We start from the raw sequence: 18,663 nt of genomic DNA on the forward strand, positions 1-18,663 counted from the left end.
CGTCGTTCCTCACCGTTCGTTGTGGTCGCTGGTGCCGCGTGCGGCGTCTTCGAGTTCGCGCAGGACGTGCTCCTCCACCAGGTCCGCCAGGGCGGCGACCGTGCGGGCGGTCAGCACGTCCCGGGGGGTGAGCTCCACGCCGAAGGTCTCGTTGACCCGGGAGGTGATGCGCAGGCTGCGCAGCGAGTCGCCGCCGAGGGCGAAGAAGTCGTCCTCGGCGCCCACGGCCGTCCCCAGGGCCTCGGACCAGACGTCCGCGAGGAACTGCTCGGTGGGGGTGCGCGGGGCGACCTGCGCCGCGGGCTCCTGCGGGTCGGGCCCGGGGGCGGGCAGGGCCGCACGGTCGGTCTTGCCGTTCTCGGTGAGCGGGAAGCGCTCCAGGACGACGAAGGCCGAGGGGACCATGTGGCCGGGCAGCGTCCGGGCGGCGAACGTGCGCAGCTCCGCGCCCGCCGGGATCTCGGCGTCCGGTGCGGCGAGCAGGTATGCGACCAGGCGCGGCGTGCCGGGCTCGTCCTCCCGTACGGCCACCACGGCGTCCCGGACGGCCGGATGGGCCGCCAGGGCGGCCTCGACCTCTCCTGCCTCGATCCGGTGCCCGCGCAGCTTCATCTGGTGGTCGGTGCGGCCGAGGTAGTGCAGCTCGCCGCCGGCGTCGCGGCGGACCAGGTCGCCGGTGCGGTACATCCGCTCGCCCGGTGCGCCGTACGGGTCGGCGAGGAACCGGGTGGCGGTCAGGCCGGGACGGTGGAGGTAGCCGCGGGCCAGCGAGGGCCCGCTGATCCACAGTTCGCCGGGGACGCCGTCGGCGACCGGCCGCAGGCGCCCGTCGAGCACATAGGCGCGGCTGCCCGCGCGGGGGCGCCCGATGGGGGGCGCGGCGCCGTCGGGTGCCAGCGGTCCCGACCAGGTGGCGACGACCGTGGTCTCGGTGGGCCCGTAGGAGTTGATCATCCGGTGGTGCGGGGCCCAGCGGGCGACCAGGTCGGCGCCGCAGGCGTCCGCGCCGACGATGAGGGTGCGCAGGTCCGGCAGTGTCCCCGCGGTGGCGGGCGGCACCGTGGCGAGCGCGGCGGGCGGCAGCAGGGTGTGGGTGATGCGTTCCGTGCGCAGCACCTCGGCCAGTTGCGCGCCGAGCAGCGGTCCGGGCGGCGGCACCACGAGAGCGGCGCCGGCCGGCAGAGCCATGCACAGCTCCAGCACGGAGGCGTCGAAGCTGGGGGTGGCGAAGGCCAGCACCCGGTCACCCGGCCGTACTCGGTAGTGGTCGGCCTCGGCGGCGGCGAAGGCGGCCAGGCCGCGGTGGGTGACGACGACGCCCTTGGGGGTGCCGGTGGAGCCGGAGGTGTAGATCACGTAGGCCGGGTCGTCGAGGTCGAGCGGGCGGACGCGGTCCCGGTCGGTGGGCCGGGGGGCCGGTGCGGCGTCGTCCCCGGCGGCCAGGAGGTCGTGGACCTCGGGGGCCTCCAGGGTGACGGCCGGTGCGGCGTCACGCAGCATCAGCGCGATCCGCTCGGCCGGGTACCCGGGATCCACCGGCAGGTAGGCGGCGCCCGTCTTGGCGGTGGCGAGCTGGGCGACGACCATGTCGGCCGATCTCGGCAGGACCAGGGCGACGAGGTCGCCGGGGCCGGTGCCGCGGGTGAGGAGGTGGTGCGCGAGACGGTTGGCCCGCGCCTCCAACTGCGCGAAGGAGAGCCGGAGGTCCGGTGCACTCACCGCGGCGGCGTCGGGCCACCGGTCGACCGCCGCCTCGACGAGCGCGGCGAGGGGAGCGGCCGGGACCGGGTCACCGGCCGCCGCGGCACCGGGCCGGCCCGCAGCCGGCCCGGTCAGCCGTTCGCGCTCGTCCGGCGGCAGGATGTCGATCCCGTCCACGGTCGTCGCGCCGCCGGTTTCCGCCAGCGCGCCCAGGGTGTGCACCAGCTGGGCGGCCAGGGACCGGGCGGTGGACTCCTCGAAGTACCGCGGGTCGTAGCCGAGTTCGACGCTCAGGCGAGTGTCGGGCGAGATCACCACGGTGAGCGGGTAGTTGGTGGCCTCCAGGGCATGCAGATCGCGGACGCTCAGGCCGTGTGCGGTGGCCGCGGTGTCGTTGATCGGGTAGTTCTCGAAGACCACCAGGCTCTCGAAGAGCGGTGTTCCGGCGGGCAGTTCGCTCCAGCCCCGCAGGTCGGACAGCGGGACGTGATCGAAGCCGCGGGCATCGGCCTGTGCGGACTGCAGAGCGCCCAGCCAGTCGGCCGGGGCCGCGCCGCCGTCCACGTCACACCGCACCGGCAGGGTGTTGATGAACAGGCCGGTGATGGCGTCGGCGCCGGGCAGGTCGGCGGGCCGGCCGGAGACCGTCGTGCCGAAGCACACTTCGCGCTCTCCGCTCCAGCGCGCCAGCAACAGCCCCCAGACCCCCTGGACGACGGTGTTGAGGGTGAGGTGGTGGCGCCGGGCGAAGTCCTGGAGCGCGGCGCTCTCCCGCTCGCCCAGCCGCTCGGAGAGCCAGGTGCCGGCGCGGGTGGGGGCGCCGGGTGCCGGGCGGCGGTCGTAGGGCAGCGGGGTGGGTGCGGTCAGGCCGGCCAGTGCCGTGCGCCAGTGCTGTTCCGCGGGGGCGGTGTCGTGGGCGGCGAGCCAGGCGGCGTAGTCGGCGAACGGCCTGCGCTCGGGAAGGTCCGGGGCGGTGCCCCCGGCGAGCGCCGCATGGCAGGAGAAGACGTCCGAGAGGACCTGGAAGACACTCCAGCCGTCGAGCAGCACATGGTGGAAGGTCCACACCACCCGTACCTCGGCCGGGGAGAGCCGGATGAGGGTCAGCCGCAGCAGCGGCGCCCGGTCGAGGGCGAGCCCGCGGCCTTGGTCCTCGGCGAGCAGCCGCGCCAGTTCGTCGTCGCGCCGCTCCTGCGTCAGCGCGCTCCAGTCGAGCCGTGTGACAGGCAGGGTGACGGAGCGGTGGACGGTCTGCAGGGGCACCGGCACCTCGTGCAGGACCACCGCGCTGCGCAGCACGGGGGTGCGGTCGACGACCTGCTGCCAGGCGGCGGCCAGCAGCCGGGAGTCGGTGACGCCGTCCAGGACGAAGGTGGCCTGTTCGACGTAGAGCCCGTGGTCGGGTTGGTCGAGCCCGTGGAAGACCATGCCGGTCTGGGTGGGGGTCAGCGGGTAGACGTCCGTGACGTCCCGGCCGTCGCCGACGAGCCGGTCGACGGTCTCCTGGTCGAGGCGGACCAGCGGGAAGTCGGAGGGCGTGCGTCCGCCGGCGGCCGGCTCCGCGCAGTGCCGCACGATCTCCCGCAGCTCGGCGGCCATCTCCTCGGCCAAGCCGGCCACGGTGGACCGCAGGTGCAGGTTCTTCGAGTACGACCAGGTGAACTCCAGCCGCTTGTCCGCCACCATTCCGACGATGTCGATCAGATGCGGCCGCTCGGCCGCCCGGTCCATGTCGCCCTCCAGCGCGCCGTACGGTGCGTGCAGCAGGCCGTCGCCGCCGGACGCGCTCCAGTCCTGCTGGCCGAGGTAGTTGAAGGCGATCTGCGGATCGGCCGGCAGCCCCGGGGCCTTGGGGGTGCGCAGACGGCGCAGCGCGCCGTGTCCCAGGCCGTGTCCGGGCAGCGCCCGCAGGCCCTCCTTGGCGGACTTCAGCGCCGTGGCGAGGTCCGCGTGCGGCGGGAGGTCCAGTGCGACCGGGAACATGGTGGTGAACCAGCCGACGGTGCGGGAGAGGTCGATGTCGTCGAAGATCTCCTCACGGCCGTGGCCCTCCAGCCCGATCCGTACCCGGTCGTGCCCGGTCCAGCGGGCGAGTACCCGGCCCAGGGCGCACAGCAGGACGTCGTTGATCCGGGTCCGGTAGACGTCCGGGACGTCCTGGAGCAGCCGGCGGGTCTCCTCGGCCTCCAGGCGGACGGTCACGGTGTCCTCGGAGTCCGCACAGTTGCGGCCCGTGTGGTCGGTGGGCAGCTCCGTCAGGCCGTCCGCGGCGCTCCAGTGGGCGAGTTCGCCGTCGAAGCCGCCGGCCGCGGTGTGGTCGTGCAGCCGCTGCGCCCAGGCCCGGAACGAGGTGGTCTTGGGGCCGAGCGCGGCCCGTTCCCCGGCGCGCACCCGGCCGTAGGCGGTGTCGAGGTCTTCCAGGATGATGCGCCAGGACACCGCGTCGACGACCAGGTGGTGGGCCGCCAGCAGCAGGACCGGGCGGTCCTGGTCGCCGAGGTGGCACAGCACGGTCTTCAGCAGTGGCCCGGTGGCGAGGTCGAAGCCCGCGCACAGGTCCGCCGTCAGCCTGCGCAGTTCCGCGGCGCGGTCCTGCGGCTCCAGGTGGGCGAGGTCGTGGACCTCCAGGGCGGGGGCCGCACCGGGCGCCGCGGTGTACTGGCGCCAGTGTCCGCCGCCGGTGATCTCGTACACCGTCCGCAGGGCGTCGTGGTGCTCCAGCACCGCGGCCAGGGCGGCGCGCAGCGCGCCCTCGTCGACCTCGGCGGCCAGCTGAAAGGAGAGCGACTGGGTGAAGTGCCCGGGGCTGTCCGGGACGCTGTCGAACAGCCAGTGCTGGACGGGGGTGAGCGGCACCTCGCCCACCACCGGGCCCTGTTCGGCGGTGGACGCCGTGGCCGGCAGCTGCGCCGCGGCAGCGGCCAGGGCGGCGACGGTCTGGTGGACGAACAGATGGCGCGGGGTCAGTGCGAGACCGGCACGGCGGGCCGCGGAGACGATCTGGATGCTGAGGATCGAGTCCCCGCCGAGCGCGAAGTAGTTGTCCTCGGCGCCCACCCGGTCCACGCCCAGCACCTCGGCCCAGATGCCGGCGAGCGTCTGCTCGGTGTCCGTGCGCGGCGGGACGTAACCGGCGGCCGGGGCGGCCCAGTCGGGCGCCGGCAGGGCACGGCGGTCGAGCTTGCCGGTGGCGCCCAGCGGCAGCCGTTCCAGGGGCACGACGACCGCGGGGACCAGATGGTCGGGCAGGCTCCGGGCCAGGAAGGCACGCACCGCGGCGGGATCGGCGTCCGCCGCGCCCCGGGTGACCACGTATCCCACCAGGCGCTTGTGGCCGTCGGTCTCGACGACCCGGGCGGCTGCCTCGGCCACCTCGGGGTGCCGGGCCAGCGCGGCCTCGACCTCGCCGAGTTCGATGCGGAAGCCGCGCACCTTGACCTGGTCGTCGCCGCGGCCCAGGTACTCCAACTGCCCGTCGGCGTCCCAGCGCACGAGGTCGCCGGTGCGGTACATCCGCTCGCCCGCGGGGCCGTACGGGTCGGCCAGGAAGCGCCGGGCGGTCAGTCCGGGCCGCGCGAAGTAGCCGCGGGCCACGCCGGTCCCGGCGAGGTAGAGCTCGCCGGGTACGCCGACGGGGACCGGCCGCAGGTGCGGATCGAGGACATAGGCGCGGGCGCCGGCGACCGGGCTGCCGATCGGCGGCGTGCGGTCGGGATCGGCCGGGTCGCAGTACCAGGCGGTGGCGTAGACGGTGGCCTCGGTGGGGCCGTAGATGTTCGCGACGCGGCAGCCGGGGACGGCGGCGCGGACCTCCCGTACGGTACGGGCCGCCAGCCCCTCGCCGGCCAGCACCACGGTGTCCGCGGTGACGTGCACGGTGTCCTCGGCGAGCAGCTGGCCGAGGGCGGAGGGGACGGCGCTGAGCAGGCTCGCGGTCCAGGGCGCGGAGCGTTCGGCGAGGGCCAGCAGGTCGCTCACGATCTCGACGCAGCCGCCGGACAGCAGCGGGCTGAAGATCTCGAAGACCGACACATCGAAGTTGAGCGAGGTGGACGCCACGACGTGGGCCAGGCCCCGGCCGCCGAACTCCCCGGCGGCCCAGTCGGCCAGGGCGACGACCGACCCGTGGGTGGCCACCACGCCCTTGGGCAGGCCGGTGGAGCCCGAGGTGTGGATGACGTAGGCGGGGTGGGCGGGCAGCAGCGCACCGGTCCGCTCGTCGTCGCCGAGGTCGGCGGCGGACAGCCCGGCGAGCCGGTCCGCGGTCGCGGGGTCGTCGAGCGCGATCCGGGTGGCGGGCCCCTCGGGCAGCCGGCCGGCCAGGGCGGCGGTGGTGAGCACGATGTCCGGTCCGATGTCGTCGAACAGGAAGGAGACGCGCTCGGAGGGGTACTTGGGGTCGACCGGGAGATAGCCGGCGCCGCTCTTGAGCACGGCCAGCAGGGCCACGATCAGGTCGGCCGTGCGCGGCAGTGCGAGGGCGACGAACCGCTCAGGGCCCGCGCCCGAGGCGATCAGCAGCCGGGCCAGCCGGTTGGCGCGTGCGTTCAGCTCCTGGTAGGTGAGCCGGTCGTGGCCGGACAGTACGGCGGTGGCGTGCGGGGTGCGGTCCGCCTGCTCCTCGAAGACCTGGGGCAGGACGCGCCGCGGCTGCGCGACGGCCGTTCCGCCGAACTCCCGCAGGATGCGCCCGCGTTCGTCCGCGGTGAGCAGCGGCAGGTCGCCCAGGCGGCGGTCCGGGTCGGCCGCCATCTCCGTCAGCAGGACCCGCAGGCAGGTGCCCAGCCGCTCGACGGTCGCCACGTCGAAGGCGGCCGGGTCGTAGTCCAGGGCCACGGTGAGGCGTTCACCCGGGGCGACGACCACGCTGAGCGGGTAGTTGGTCGGCTCCAGGTCGCGTTCCTGCTGGATGCCCAGGCCGTGCCGGGCGAGGGCGTCGCTGTCGAAGGGGTAGTTCTCGAAGACCACAATGCTGTCGAACAGGCCGGTTCCGCGCGGGACTTCGCTCCAGGTCTGGAGGTCGGCCAGGGAGACGAAGTCGTAGCGCCGCGCCTCCGACTGGGCGGTCTGCACGTCGCGCAGCCAGTCCAGCAGCGCGCGGCGTCCGTCGACCCGGACCCGGGTGGGGAGGGTGTTGATGAACAGGCCGACCATGGACTCCACCCCGGGCAGCGCGGCGGGCCGGCCGGAGACAGTGGTGCCGAAGACCACGTCGTCGCTGTTGCTGTAGCGGGACAGCAGCAGGCCCCAGGCGCCCTGCAGCACGGTGTTCATGGTGAGGCCGGCGTGCTGTGCGGTCTCCCGCAGACGGGCGGAGTCGGCTTCGTCCAGGGTGACGTGGACCGAGCCCGAGGACGAGGCGCGGTGGGCCTCCAGGGGCCGCCGGTCCCGCGGGAGTTCGGTCGGCGAGGTGAAGCCGGCCAGCGCGGTGCGCCAGTGCCGCTCGGCCTGTGTGCCGTCCTGCTCCGCCAGCCAGCGCAGATAGCTGCCGAACGGCGGGCGGGAGGGGACCTCGGGGCGGCGGCCGGCGGTGAGCGCCGCGTACCGTTCGCAGATCTCGTCGAAGACCTGGGCCGCGCTCCAGCCGTCGAGCAGGATGTGGTGGAACGTCCACACCAGCCGGACCCGGTCGTCGGACAGCTTGATCAGGGCCAGCCGCATCAGCGGGGCGGCGGCGAGGTCGAGACCGGCCGCCCGGTCCTCGGCGAGCAGGGTGGTCAGCGCGTGCTCGCTCGCCTCGGGGGTCCACCCGGACCAGTCGTGGTGGGTGACGGGCACGGTGGCCCGCGTCTGGACGACCTGGAGCGGTTCGGCGGTCTCCGCCCATACCAGGCGGGTGCGCAGCATCGGGTTGGCGTCGGCCGTCTGCTGCCAGGCCGTGGCGAGCGCGGCCGGGTCGGTGACGCCGGAGAGCACCAGCTGGACCTGGTTGAAGTAGGTGTGGGAGTCGGGGTCCATCAGGCTGTGGAAGAGCATGCCCGCCTGCATGGGCGTCAGCGGGTAGATGTCCTCCACCGCGCGGCCGTCCGCCGCGACCCGGTCCACGGCCGCCTGGTCGAGGCGGGCGAGCGGGTAGTCGGAGGGGGTGCGGCCGCCGGCGTCCGGGCCGGCGCAGTGGGCGACGATGTCCTCCAGCGCCGTGAGCATGCCCGCGGCCAGCGCCGTCACCGTCTCCTCACGGTGCACTTCGCCGCTGTAGTACCAGGTGAGTTCGAGGCACCGGTCCTCGACCCGGCCCACCACGTCCAGCAGGTGCGGCCGGACGGTCCCGGGCGCGGCGGCGCCGTCCAGTCCGCCGTGTACGGCGCGGATCAGCCCGCCGTCGCCGGACCAGTCGAACCGGCCGAGGTAGTTGAAGCTGATGCGGGGCTGGGGCGTGCCGGTGAGTTCGGCGGCGCCCGCGAGGTGCCGCAGCGCTCCGTGCCCGAGACCCCGGCCGGGCACCGCGCGCAACTGCTCCTTGACGGACTTCAGCGCCGCGGCCCAGTCGCCGTCCGGGACGTCCAGGGCGACGGGGAACAGGGAAGTGAACCAGCCGACCGTACGGGACAGATCGACGCCCTCGAAGAGGTGGTCCTCGCGGCCGTGTCCCTCCAGGCCGACGGCGACGGTGCGCTCGCCGGTCCAGTCGGCCAGCACCCGGCCGAGCGCGGTGAGCAGCACGTCGTTGATCTGGGTGCGGTAGACGCCGGGCACCTTCTGCAGCAGGTCGCCGGTGCGCTGCCGGTCCAGCCGGACGGTGACCGAGCGCAGGTCGGCGATCGTGTTGGTGCCGTCGGCGTCGACGGGCAGGGGGGCCGCGCAGTGCGGGGCCACCGCGCTCCAGTGCGCTCGCTCGCCGTCGAAGCCGCCTGCCTCGGTGTGCTCGTGCAGCCGGCGGGCCCATTCCTGTACGGAGGTGGTCCGGGCGGGCGGGGCCACCGGGTCGCCGTTGCGGGCCTGGCGGTAGGTGCTCTCCAGGTCCTCCAGCAGCACCCGCCAGGAGACGCCGTCGACCACCAGGTGGTGAACGGCCAGGAACAGCCGCGGCGGCAGGTCCCGGGCGCCGGTGAACAGGCGGGCGGCGAGCAGGGGGCCGGTGTCCAGCCGGAAGCCGGCGTGCGCCTCGGCCATGGCGGCCTCGACCGCGGCGGCGCACTCCGTCTCGTCCTTTCCGGCCAGGTCGTGCACGCGCAGCAACTGCGGTCCGCCGGCGCCCGGGGCGGGGCAGTGCTGGTGCCAGGTGCCGTCCGCCCGCTGCGTGAAGCGGGACCGCAGGGCGTCGTGGTGGGCCCACAGGGCGTGCAGCGCCTCGTGGAGCGCCCGCGGGTCGGGCTCCTCGGCCAGTTCGATGACGAGGGACTGGTTGAAGTACCCGGGGTGCTGTGGCCGGGCGTCGAGGAACCAGTGCTGGATCGGGGTGAGGGCGACGTCCCCGGATACCGGTCCGGTGCCGCTGAGGGGTGCGGCGGCGCCGGTGGCGGCGGCCAGCGCGGCGACGGTGGGGTGGCGGAACAGGTCCCGCGGGGTCAGGGTCAGCCCCGCCCGGCGGGCGCGGGAGACGACCTGGATGCTGAGGATCGAATCGCCGCCCAGCATGAAGAAGTTGTCCTCGACACCCACCCGGTCGAGACCCAGCAGGGTGCACCAGATCTCCGCGAGGATCCGCTCGGCCTCGGTACGCGGCGCGCGGTGCTCGCCGGCGGTGGCGGCTGACCGGTCGGGGGCGGGCAGCCGGCGCCGGTCCACCTTTCCGTTGCCGGTCAGGGGCAGCGCGTCCAGGGTCACGAACGCGGCGGGGACCATGTAGTCGGGCAGCTCGGCGGCGAGGTGGGCGCGCAGCTCCTGCGCCTGCGGCACCGTCGTCTCCGGGGCCGGGACGAGGTAGGCGACCAGCCGCTTGCGGCCGCCGTCCTCGGGGACGGTCACCACCGCTTCGGCGACGGCGGCATGGCGGGTGAGAACGGCCTCGATCTCGGCCGGTTCGACGCGGAATCCGCGGATCTTGATCTGGTCGTCGGCCCGCCCCACGAAGTGGAGTTCGCCGTCGGCGCTCCAGCGCACGATGTCGCCGGTGCGGTACATCCGGGTCCCGGCCGGGCCGAACGGGTCGGCCAGGTAGCGTTCGGCGGTCGCACCGGGGCGGCCGGCGTAGCCGCGGGCGAGCCCGGCGCCGGCGACGTACAGCTCTCCCGGGATGCCCGGCGGCTGGGGCTGCAGCGCGTCGTCCAGGACGTAGACGCGGGTGTTGTCCAGCGGGCGTCCGATGGGCAGGGCGGCGGGCAGCGGGTCGCCGGGGCGGAAGGCCCGGCGGGTCGCAAAGGTGGTGGTCTCGGTGGGGCCGTAGCCGTCGACCACGGTCAGGTCTGGGCAGGCGTCGAGGACGCGGCGTACCGCGGCGCCCGGCACGGCCTCGCCGCCGGTCCACACCTCCCGGGCGCCCCGCAGGCACCCGGGGTCCTCCTGGGACAGCAGGCGGAACAGTCCGGCGGTCAGCCACAGGCAGGTGACGCCCTGTTCACGGATCGCCCGGGACACCGTGGTGGCGTCCACGTCGGCCGGCGGCGCGAGGACGGCCCGGCCGCCGCGCAGCAGGGGCACCCACAGTTCGTAGGTGGCCGCGTCGAAGGCCTGCGGGGAGTGCACCAGGACCCGGTCGTGTCCGTCGAAGGCGCGGTCGAAGGCGAGCGCCACGACGTCCCGGTGCCGCACCGCGACCCCCTTGGGGCGGCCGGTGGAGCCGGAGGTGAACATCAGGTAGAGCGCGTTGTCGGGGTGGAGGGCGGGCAGGGGCGTGCCCTGCGGAGCGGGGGCGGCGGCCGGTGCGGCCTCGTCCGTCACCAGCAGGGTGCGCCCGCCGGGTGCCGCCTCGCGGGCGGCCTCCTCCCAGGCGGCGTCGGTGAGCACCAGCTCCGCCGTGGTCTCCGCCAGCACCTGCCGCAGCCGCTCCCGCGGCGCGCGGCCGTCCAGCGGGACGTACACCCCGCCCGCCTTGACGAGGGCCAGCTGGGCGATGACCAGGGCGGCCGACCGGTCCATGAGGACCCCGACCGGGGACTCCGGGCGCACGCCGAGCCCGGCGAGCCTGCGGCCCAACGCGTCGGTGCGGGCGTCGAGTTCGCGGTAGGTGAGCCGGGTGTCCCCGGCGTCCAGCGCCATGGCGTCGGGGGTGCGCCGGGCCTGGGCGGCGAACAGTTCGGCGACCGTGCCCTCGGGCAGCGGGGCGGCGGTGGCGTTCCACTCCTCGACGACCTGGCGGCGGTGTGCCGCGCCGAGCACCGGCAGCCGCGCGGGCGGGCGCCGGTCGTCCGTGGCCAGCCCTTCCAGCAGCACGGTGAGGTACTCCCCCATCCGCTCCACGGTGGCCGCGTCGAACAGCTCCGGGTCGTAGCCGAGCCGCAGGGCCAGCTCCTGGCCCGGGTAGGCGACCAGGCTCAGCGGGTAGTTGGTGGTCTCGATGCCGTCGAGGCCGGTCAGCCGCAGTCCGTGCGCGGCGGCGAGGTCGCCGCCGACCGGGTAGTTCTCGAAGACCACGATGCTGTCGAAGAGCGGGGCCCGCTCGGGCAGGTCGCAGAACGCCTTCAGCCGGGCGAGCGGAACGAAGTCGAAGCGCCGGTCCTCGGTCTGGATCTCCTGCACCCGGCGCAGCCAGGCCGTCAGGGTGCCGTCGGCGGGGACCGTCAGCCGGGTCGGTACGGTCGCGATGAACAGGCCATTCATCGCCTCGACGCCGGGCAGCTCCGGCGGCCGTCCGGAGACGGTGGTACCGAAGACGACCTCCCGGCGCCCCGTCTGACGGGCCAGCAGCAGCGCCCAGGCACCCTGGACCAGCGTGTTCATGGTCAGGCCTGCGTCCTTGGCCAGGTGGTCCAGGCGGCGGGTGGTGGCGGCGGGCAGGGAGAGCCGTACCGCCGCGGTGGACTCGGCGCGGTGGGCCTCCCGGGGCTCGCGGTCGTAGGGCAGGGCGGTGGGCTCGCTCCAGCCGTCGAGCCGGGTCTGCCAGTGCCGTTCGGCTTCCGCCCAGTCACGCTCCTGCAGCCAGGCCACGTAGTCGCGGAACGGGCGGCGGCTGGGCAGGCCCGCCTCCGCGGGCTCGGCGCCGTCCGCCGCGGTGCCGCGCAGGGCGGCGTGGCACCGGAAGACGTCGGACAGCACCTGGAACAGGCTCCAGCCGTCGAGCACCAGGTGGTGGAAGGACCACACCACCTGTACCTCGGTGTCGGAGAGCCGGGCCAGGGCCAGGCGCAGCAGCGGGGCGGAGCCGAGGTCGATGCCGCGCCGCCGGTCGCGGTCGAGGAGTTCGCGCAGTGCGGCCCGGCGCTCGTCGTCCGGCAGGTCCCGCCAGTCCAGCTGCGTGACCGGCACGGTGACGTCGCGCTCCACCACCAGCAGCGGTTCGGGCACGTCCTGCCAGACGACGCGTCCGCGCAGCACCGGGGTACGGTCCGTGACCTGCTGCCAGGCCGCGGCGAGGGCCTGTGGGTCGGGCACGCCGTCCAGGACGAAGGTGAGCTGCTGGAAGTAGACGCTCTGGTCGTCCTGGGAGAGCCGGTGGAAGAGCATGCCGGCCTGGGTGGGGGTGAGCGGGTGGATGTCCTCGACGGTGCTGCCGTCGCCCACCAGCCGGTCCACGGTGGGCTGGTCGAGGGCGGCCAGCGGGAAGTCGGAGGGGGTGCGGCCGCCGGCTCCGGGCCGGGCGGCGTCCCGGGCGATGTCGCCCAGCGCCCGGACGAAGTCTCCGGCGAGGCGGGCGACGGTCTCCTCGTGGTGGAGGTGCGCCGAGTAGAACCAGGTGAACTCCAGCGCGTCGCCGTCCAGCCGGCCGACGACCTCCAGGGCGTGCGGGCGCGGCGCGGCGGGGTCGGCGTCCAGCGCCAGTTCGCGGTACGGGCCGCGGTAGAGACTGCCGTCACCGCCCGGCGTGCCGAACTGGCCGAGGTAGTTGAAGCTGATGTCCGCGGTCGGGGTGCCGGGCAGGCCCTCCGGCCGGATCAGATGCCGCTGGACGCCGTAGCCGAGGCCGCGGCCGGGCACGGCGCGCAGCTGCTCCTTGACCGACTTCAGCACGGTGCACGGGTCGGCGTCCGGTGCCACGGTGAGGGCGACCGGGTAGCGGGTGGTGAACCAGCCGACGGTGCGGCTCAGGTCCACATCGCAGAACAGCTCCTCCCGGCCGTGGCCCTCCAGGTCGACCGGGACCCGGTCTCGTCCGGTCCACTCGTGCAGGACCCGGCCCAGCGCGCTCAGCAGCACATCGTTGACCTGGGTGCGGAAGGCCCCGGGCAGGGTGTGCAGCACGGCGGAGGTGTCCGCCGGGGTGAGGCGCACGGTCACCGAGCGGGCCGACGCATAGGTGTTGGCGCCGTTGAGGTCGGCCGGCAGCGCCGGGTCACAGGTGCGGGCGAGCGCCGTCCAGTAGGCCGTCTCGTCCTGGAAGCCGCCGGTTTCGGCGTGCCCGGTCAGCCGCTTCGCCCAGTGGCGCAGCGGCGAGGACTTCGGCGGCAGTGCGGCGTCCGCTCCCGCGCGCCGTGCGCGGTAGGCCCGGTCCAGGTCCTCCAGCAGCAGCCGCCAGGAGACGCCGTCGACCACCAGGTGGTGGACGGCCAGGTGCAGGACGGGAGGCAGCGTGGTGCCCCGGTCGTGGAGCACGGCGCGCAGCAGGGGGCCGCGGCTCAGGTCGAACGGCCCGTGGTGCGGGGCGTCGTCGTCGGGGCCGGTGTGGCGCTGCAGCGCGAACCCGGGTGCGTCGCGGTCGATGTGCTGGTGCCACCGGCCGTCGCCGTCCCGCACGAAGCGCGAGCGCAGGGCGTCGTGGTGGGCGACCACGTCGTGCAGGGCGGCTTCCAGCGCCGTGGCGTCGAGGCCGTCGGCCAGCTCGACGGACATCGTCTGGGCGAAGTGGCCGGCCCGTCCGGGGTCGGTCTCGAACAGCCAGTGCTGGATGGGCGTCAGCGGCGCCGGTCCTGTGGTCTCCGCCTCGGGGTCCGGGCCCGGGGCCGGCTGCCCGGCGGCGTCCACGCACTGTGCGAGCGCGGCGACGGTCTGGTGCCGGTACACGTCACGGGAGGTGACGGCCAGGCCCGCCTGCCGTGCCTGGGCGACGACCTGGATGCTGAGGATCGAATCGCCGCCCAGCGAGAAGAAGTTGTCGTCGACGCCGACGCGCTCGACGCGCAGCACGTCGGCCCACACGGTGGCGAGCGCCCGTTCGGTGGCGGTGCGCGGCGCGGCGTAGTCCGCCGTTCCGGCAGTGGTCCAGTCCGGGTCGGGCAGCCGGCCGCGGTCCAGCTTGCCGTTGGGGTTGAGCGGCATCGCGTCCAGGACGACGACCGTGGCGGGCACCATGTAGTCGGGCACACTGCGGCCGAGCAGCCGGCGTATCGCGCTCGGGACGAGCTCCGCCCCGGGCGCCGGGACGACATAGCCGATCAGCCGCTTGTGGCCGCCGCTCTCCCGGGTGGCGGCGGCCGCCTGGGCCACCCCCGCGCAGCGCAGCAGCGCCTCCTCGACCTCGCCCAGCTCGATACGGAAGCCCCGCACCTTGACCTGCTGGTCGGCCCGGCCCAGGTACTCCAGTTCACCGTCGGTGGTCCAGCGCACCAGGTCGCCGGTGCGGTACATCCGGCTGCCGGGGGCGGCGAAGGGGTCGGCGAGGAACCGGGTGGCGGTCAGGCCGGGACGCCTGAGGTAGCCCCGGGCCAGGCCCCTTCCCCCGAGGTACAACTCACCCGTCACGCCCGGGGGTTGCGGGCGCAGCATGCTGTCCAGGACGTAGCAGCGGGTCCGGGCGACGGGCCGGCCGATGGGCGGGGCCTGCTCGGGGGTGTCGCCGTCGGCGAACCACGCCGTGGCGTACACCGTGGCCTCGGTCGGGCCGTAGATGTTGGCGACCTGGGAGGACGGCATCGTCTCCAGGATCTCCCGTACGGTCTGCGCGGGCAGCGCCTCGCCCGCCAGGACCACCGTGTCGGCGGTGACGGTGCCGGTGTCCCGGGTGAGCAGCCGGGAGATCACCGACGGTACCCCGCTGAGCAGACCCGCCTGCCGCGGCGCGGTGCCCGGCCGGTCGGCGAGGGCCGGGAGGTCGGCCACCACTTCGATGCTGCCGCCGGACAGCAGGGGGCAGAGCAGTTCGAAGACGGAGACGTCGAAATTGAGCGAGGTGGAGGCCACCACATGCGTCAGCCGCTCCGCGCCGAACTGCGCTCCCGCCCAGGCCGCCAGGTCCGCCACGCTGCGATGGGTGACCACGACACCCTTGGGACGGCCCGTCGAGCCGGACGTGTAGATGACGTACGCGGGGTGGCCGGGGTCCAGCGGCCGGACCCGTTCGGCATCGGTGAGGTCGTCCTCCGTATGCCCGGCCCACTCGGCCGCGGTCTCCGGGTCGTCCAGGATCAGCCGCTCGACGCCGCCGGGCAGCGCGCCTGCCGTGTCCCGGGTGGTCAGCACGAGGGCCGGCGCGGCGTCGGTGAGCATGAAGCGGATGCGCTCGGCCGGATAGCCGGGGTCCACCGGCAGATAGCCGGCGCCCGCCTTGAGCACCGCCCACAGGACGGGGACCAGGTCGGCCGAGCGCGGCAGGGCCAGCGCCACCAGGGTCTCGGGTCCCGCCCCACGGCGGGCCAGCAGCCGGGCCAGGCGGTTGGCGCGCCGGTTCACCTCGTCGTAGGTGAGCCGGGTGTCCCCGCAGACCACGGCGGTCCGGCCGGGGGTGCGCAGGGTCTGCGCCTCCAGGAGCGCGGGCAGGGTGGTGTCCGGGCCCTCCTGCTGCGGAGCGTTCCAGGCTTCGAGCATGGTGCGCCGCTCGTCGTCGGTCAGCAGCGGCAGTTCGGCGACGGTCCGCTGCGGGCCGTCCGCCATCCCCTCCAGCAGGAGGTGCAGCTGACGGCTCATCCGGGCCACGGTGCGGGCGTCGAAGAGGTCGGTGTTGTACTCGACGGTCAGCCCGAAGGACCCGTCGCCGCGCGGCAGGAACTCCAGCACCAGGTCGAACCGTGCGGACGGGCGCGGCAGCGGATGCTCCTCGATCCGTACGCCGCCGGCTTCCTGCGGGTGCACCATGGCGGTCTGCTGGACGACCAGGACCTGCACCAGCGGGGTGCGGCTGGGGTCGCGCGGCGGGGCCAGCTCCTCGACGACCCGGTCGAACGGGACGCCGTCGTGGCTGAAGGCGTCCAGCAGCGTCGCCCGCACGGTGTCCAGGAAGTGGTCGACGGTGGCGGCGGGGTCGACGTCGCTGCGCAGCACCAGGGTGTTGACGAAGAAGCCGGTGACCTCCTCCAGTTCGCGGTGGGTGCGCCCGTTGGTGACGGTGCCGAACACGATGTCGCGCCGGCCGGTGTAGCGGGAGAACAGCACCGAGGCCGCCCCGGCGAACAGGGTGAAGAGCGTCGTGCCCTTGGACCGGGCGAGTGCGCCGAGGCGTTCGGCCAGGTCGGCCGGCAGGTCGTGGCGGTGTGCCGCGCCGGACGTGGTGCGCACCGGCGGCCGGGGCCGGTCCGTGGGCAGGTCCAGCTGCGGCAGACCGGTGAGGTGCCGCCGCCAGTACGCGAGGCCGGCGGCGTGCCGGTCCGGGGCGGGGTGCGCGCGCTCCCACACGGCGAAGTCGGGGTACTGGAGGACCGGCTTCGCCAGGCCGTCCGGGCTGCCGTCCGCCTCGGCGGCGTACAGCGCGGCCAGTTCACGGACCAGCACGCCGACCGACCAGCCGTCGGTGACGATGTGGTGCTGGGCCAGGAGCAGCAGATGTTCCTCGTCGGCGAGCCGGACCAGCAGGGCCCGGGTCAGGGGGCCCTCGCGCAGGTCGTAGGGGGTCTCCAGCTCTTCGGTGAGCAGCCGCTCGGCCGCCGCGTCCCGGCTCTCGGCGGGGAGGGCGCCGAGGTCGACGGTGCGCAACGGCAGGGCGGCGGTGCTGTCGACGCGTTGCACACCGCGTCCGTCCACGGTGGTGAAGGTGGTGCGCAGGGAGTCGTGGCGGGCGGCGAGCCGGTCCAGGGCGCGGCGCAGCGCGGCGGCGTCCAGCAAACCGCCCAGGCGCAGCCCGACGCCGGTGTTGTACTCGGTGTCGCCGGCCGTCAGGTCGTCCAGGAACCACAGCCGTTGCTGGGCGCCGGACAGCGGCAGCGGACGGTCGCGCGGGACCGGGGTGACCGGTGCCGCCGGGCCCGTGGTGTCCGGGTCGCCGAGGAGCGGCGCCAGTGCGGCGATCGTCCGGGCGGTGAACAGGTCACGCACGGACAGCCGGTCGCCGAGCTCTTCCCGGATCCGGGACAGCACCCGCACGGCGAGGACGGAGTCGCCGCCGAGCTCGAAGAAGTCGTCCCCGGTACCGATGGTGTGCACCGACAGCACCTTTGACCAGATGCCGGCCAGGGTCCGCTCGGTGGGTGTCCGGGGGGCGATATGGCCCTGTTCCGGGGCACGGGACGGTTCGGGTGCGGGGAGCGCCCGGCGGTCGATCTTGTGGTGTGCGGTCAGCGGGAAGGCGTCGAGGACGACGACCGCGGAGGGCACCATATGGGCCGGCAGGCTGCGGGAGACCACGGCGCGCAACTCCGCGGGCTGCGGGGCCCGGACGGGGTCGGCCGGGGTGACGTAGGCGACGAGCCGCTGCCGTCCCGGCTCGTCCTCGCGGACGACGACCACCGCTTCGCCGACGCGGGGGTGTTTGGCCAACACCGCCTCGATTTCCCCGGGTTCGATGCGGAAGCCGCGCACCTTGACCTGCCGGTCGGCCCGCCCGAGGAATTCCAGTTCACCGTCGGCGTGCCGGCGCACCAGGTCCCCGGTGCGGTAGAGCCTGGTGCCGGGCGGTCCGTACGGGTCGGCGACGAAGCGCGTGGCGGTCAGCCCCGGGCGGCCGAGGTAGCCGCGTGCCACTCCGGCGCCGCCCACGTACAGCTCGCCGCCCACGCCCGCCGGCACCGGTCGCATCTCCGCGTCCAGCACGTGGAGCCGGGTGTGCGGCAGCGGTCTGCCGATGGACGGGGTGCCGCCGCCCACGGCCAGCGGCCCGGTCCAGGACGCGACCACCGTGGCCTCGGTGGGACCGTAGGAATTGATCAGCCGGCGCCCGGCCGCCCAGCGGTCGGCCAGCTCGGCCGGGCATGCCTCGGCTCCCACGATCAGGGTCCGCAGGTCCGGCAGGCCGTGGTCGTCCGTCGGGGCGGGCACGGTCGCGAGCGCGGCGGGCGGGATGAGCGCGTGGGTGATGCGGTGGTCCGCCAGGACGGCCGCGAGTTCTTCGCCCAGCCACGGCCCGTCGGGCGGGACGACGAGGGTCGCCCCCGCCAGCAGGGAAATGCACAGCTCCAGGACGGAGGCGTCGAAGCTCGGGGAGGAGAACTGCAGGACGCGGGCGCCCGGCGCGACGTCGTACTGCGCGGCGGCCGCCGCGGCGAAGGGGCCCAGACCCGCGTGGGGCACCGTCACCCCCTTGGGAGTTCCGGTGGATCCCGAGGTGTAGATGACGTAGGCGGGGTGCTCGGCGCACAGCGGCGCGAGCCGGTCGCTGTCCTGCGGCGCACGGTCGAGGCCCGTGGGGGGCCGGGTCTGCGCCAGGTCGTCGATGACCGCGGCCGGCCGGGCGTCGGACAGCATCAGGGCGCGGCGTTCGGCGGGGTAGGCCGGGTCGACCGGCAGGAAGGCGCCGCCGGCCTTGGCCACGGCGAGTTCCGCGATGACGAGTTCGACCGAGCGCGGCAGTACCACCGCCACCGTCCGCTCCGGCCCCACCCCGCGTCCGATGAGGTCGTGGGCGAGGCGGTTGGCCAGCCGGTCGAGCTCGCGGTAGGACCAGGTCCGCCGCCCGTCCGTCACCGCGGGAGCGTGCGGGGTGCGGGTCACCCAGGCGGCGAACAGGTCCCCGAGCGCGGTGCCGGGACCCGGGCGGACCGGGCCGGGGCCGGGGACCGGGGGAACGGTCCGGTCCTGCGGCGATGCGGGCTCCGGGGCTGAACTTTCGTGCTGGTCCGTCATGGA

General features: G+C 74.8%; 1 protein-coding gene. It reads right to left on the bottom strand.

Annotated features, from left to right (window positions below; translation table 11 throughout):
* Positions 1–9: 9 nt before the first annotated feature.
* Positions 10–18,660, bottom strand: a complete 18,651-nt coding sequence (locus tag CFW40_RS02235) for a non-ribosomal peptide synthetase (protein WP_088796132.1) — start codon at positions 18,658–18,660, stop codon at positions 10–12.
* Positions 18,661–18,663: the final 3 nt, after the last annotated feature.

The sequence above is a fragment of the Streptomyces sp. 2114.4 genome (assembly GCF_900187385.1).
Taxonomy (GTDB): domain Bacteria; phylum Actinomycetota; class Actinomycetes; order Streptomycetales; family Streptomycetaceae; genus Streptomyces; species Streptomyces mooreae.

What these genes read in the sequence shown, in the direction of transcription:
- CFW40_RS02235 (WP_088796132.1), bottom strand. Translation starts at nt 18,660, where the DNA reads ATGACGGACCAGCACGAAAGTTCAGCCCCGGAGCCCGCATCGCCGCAG.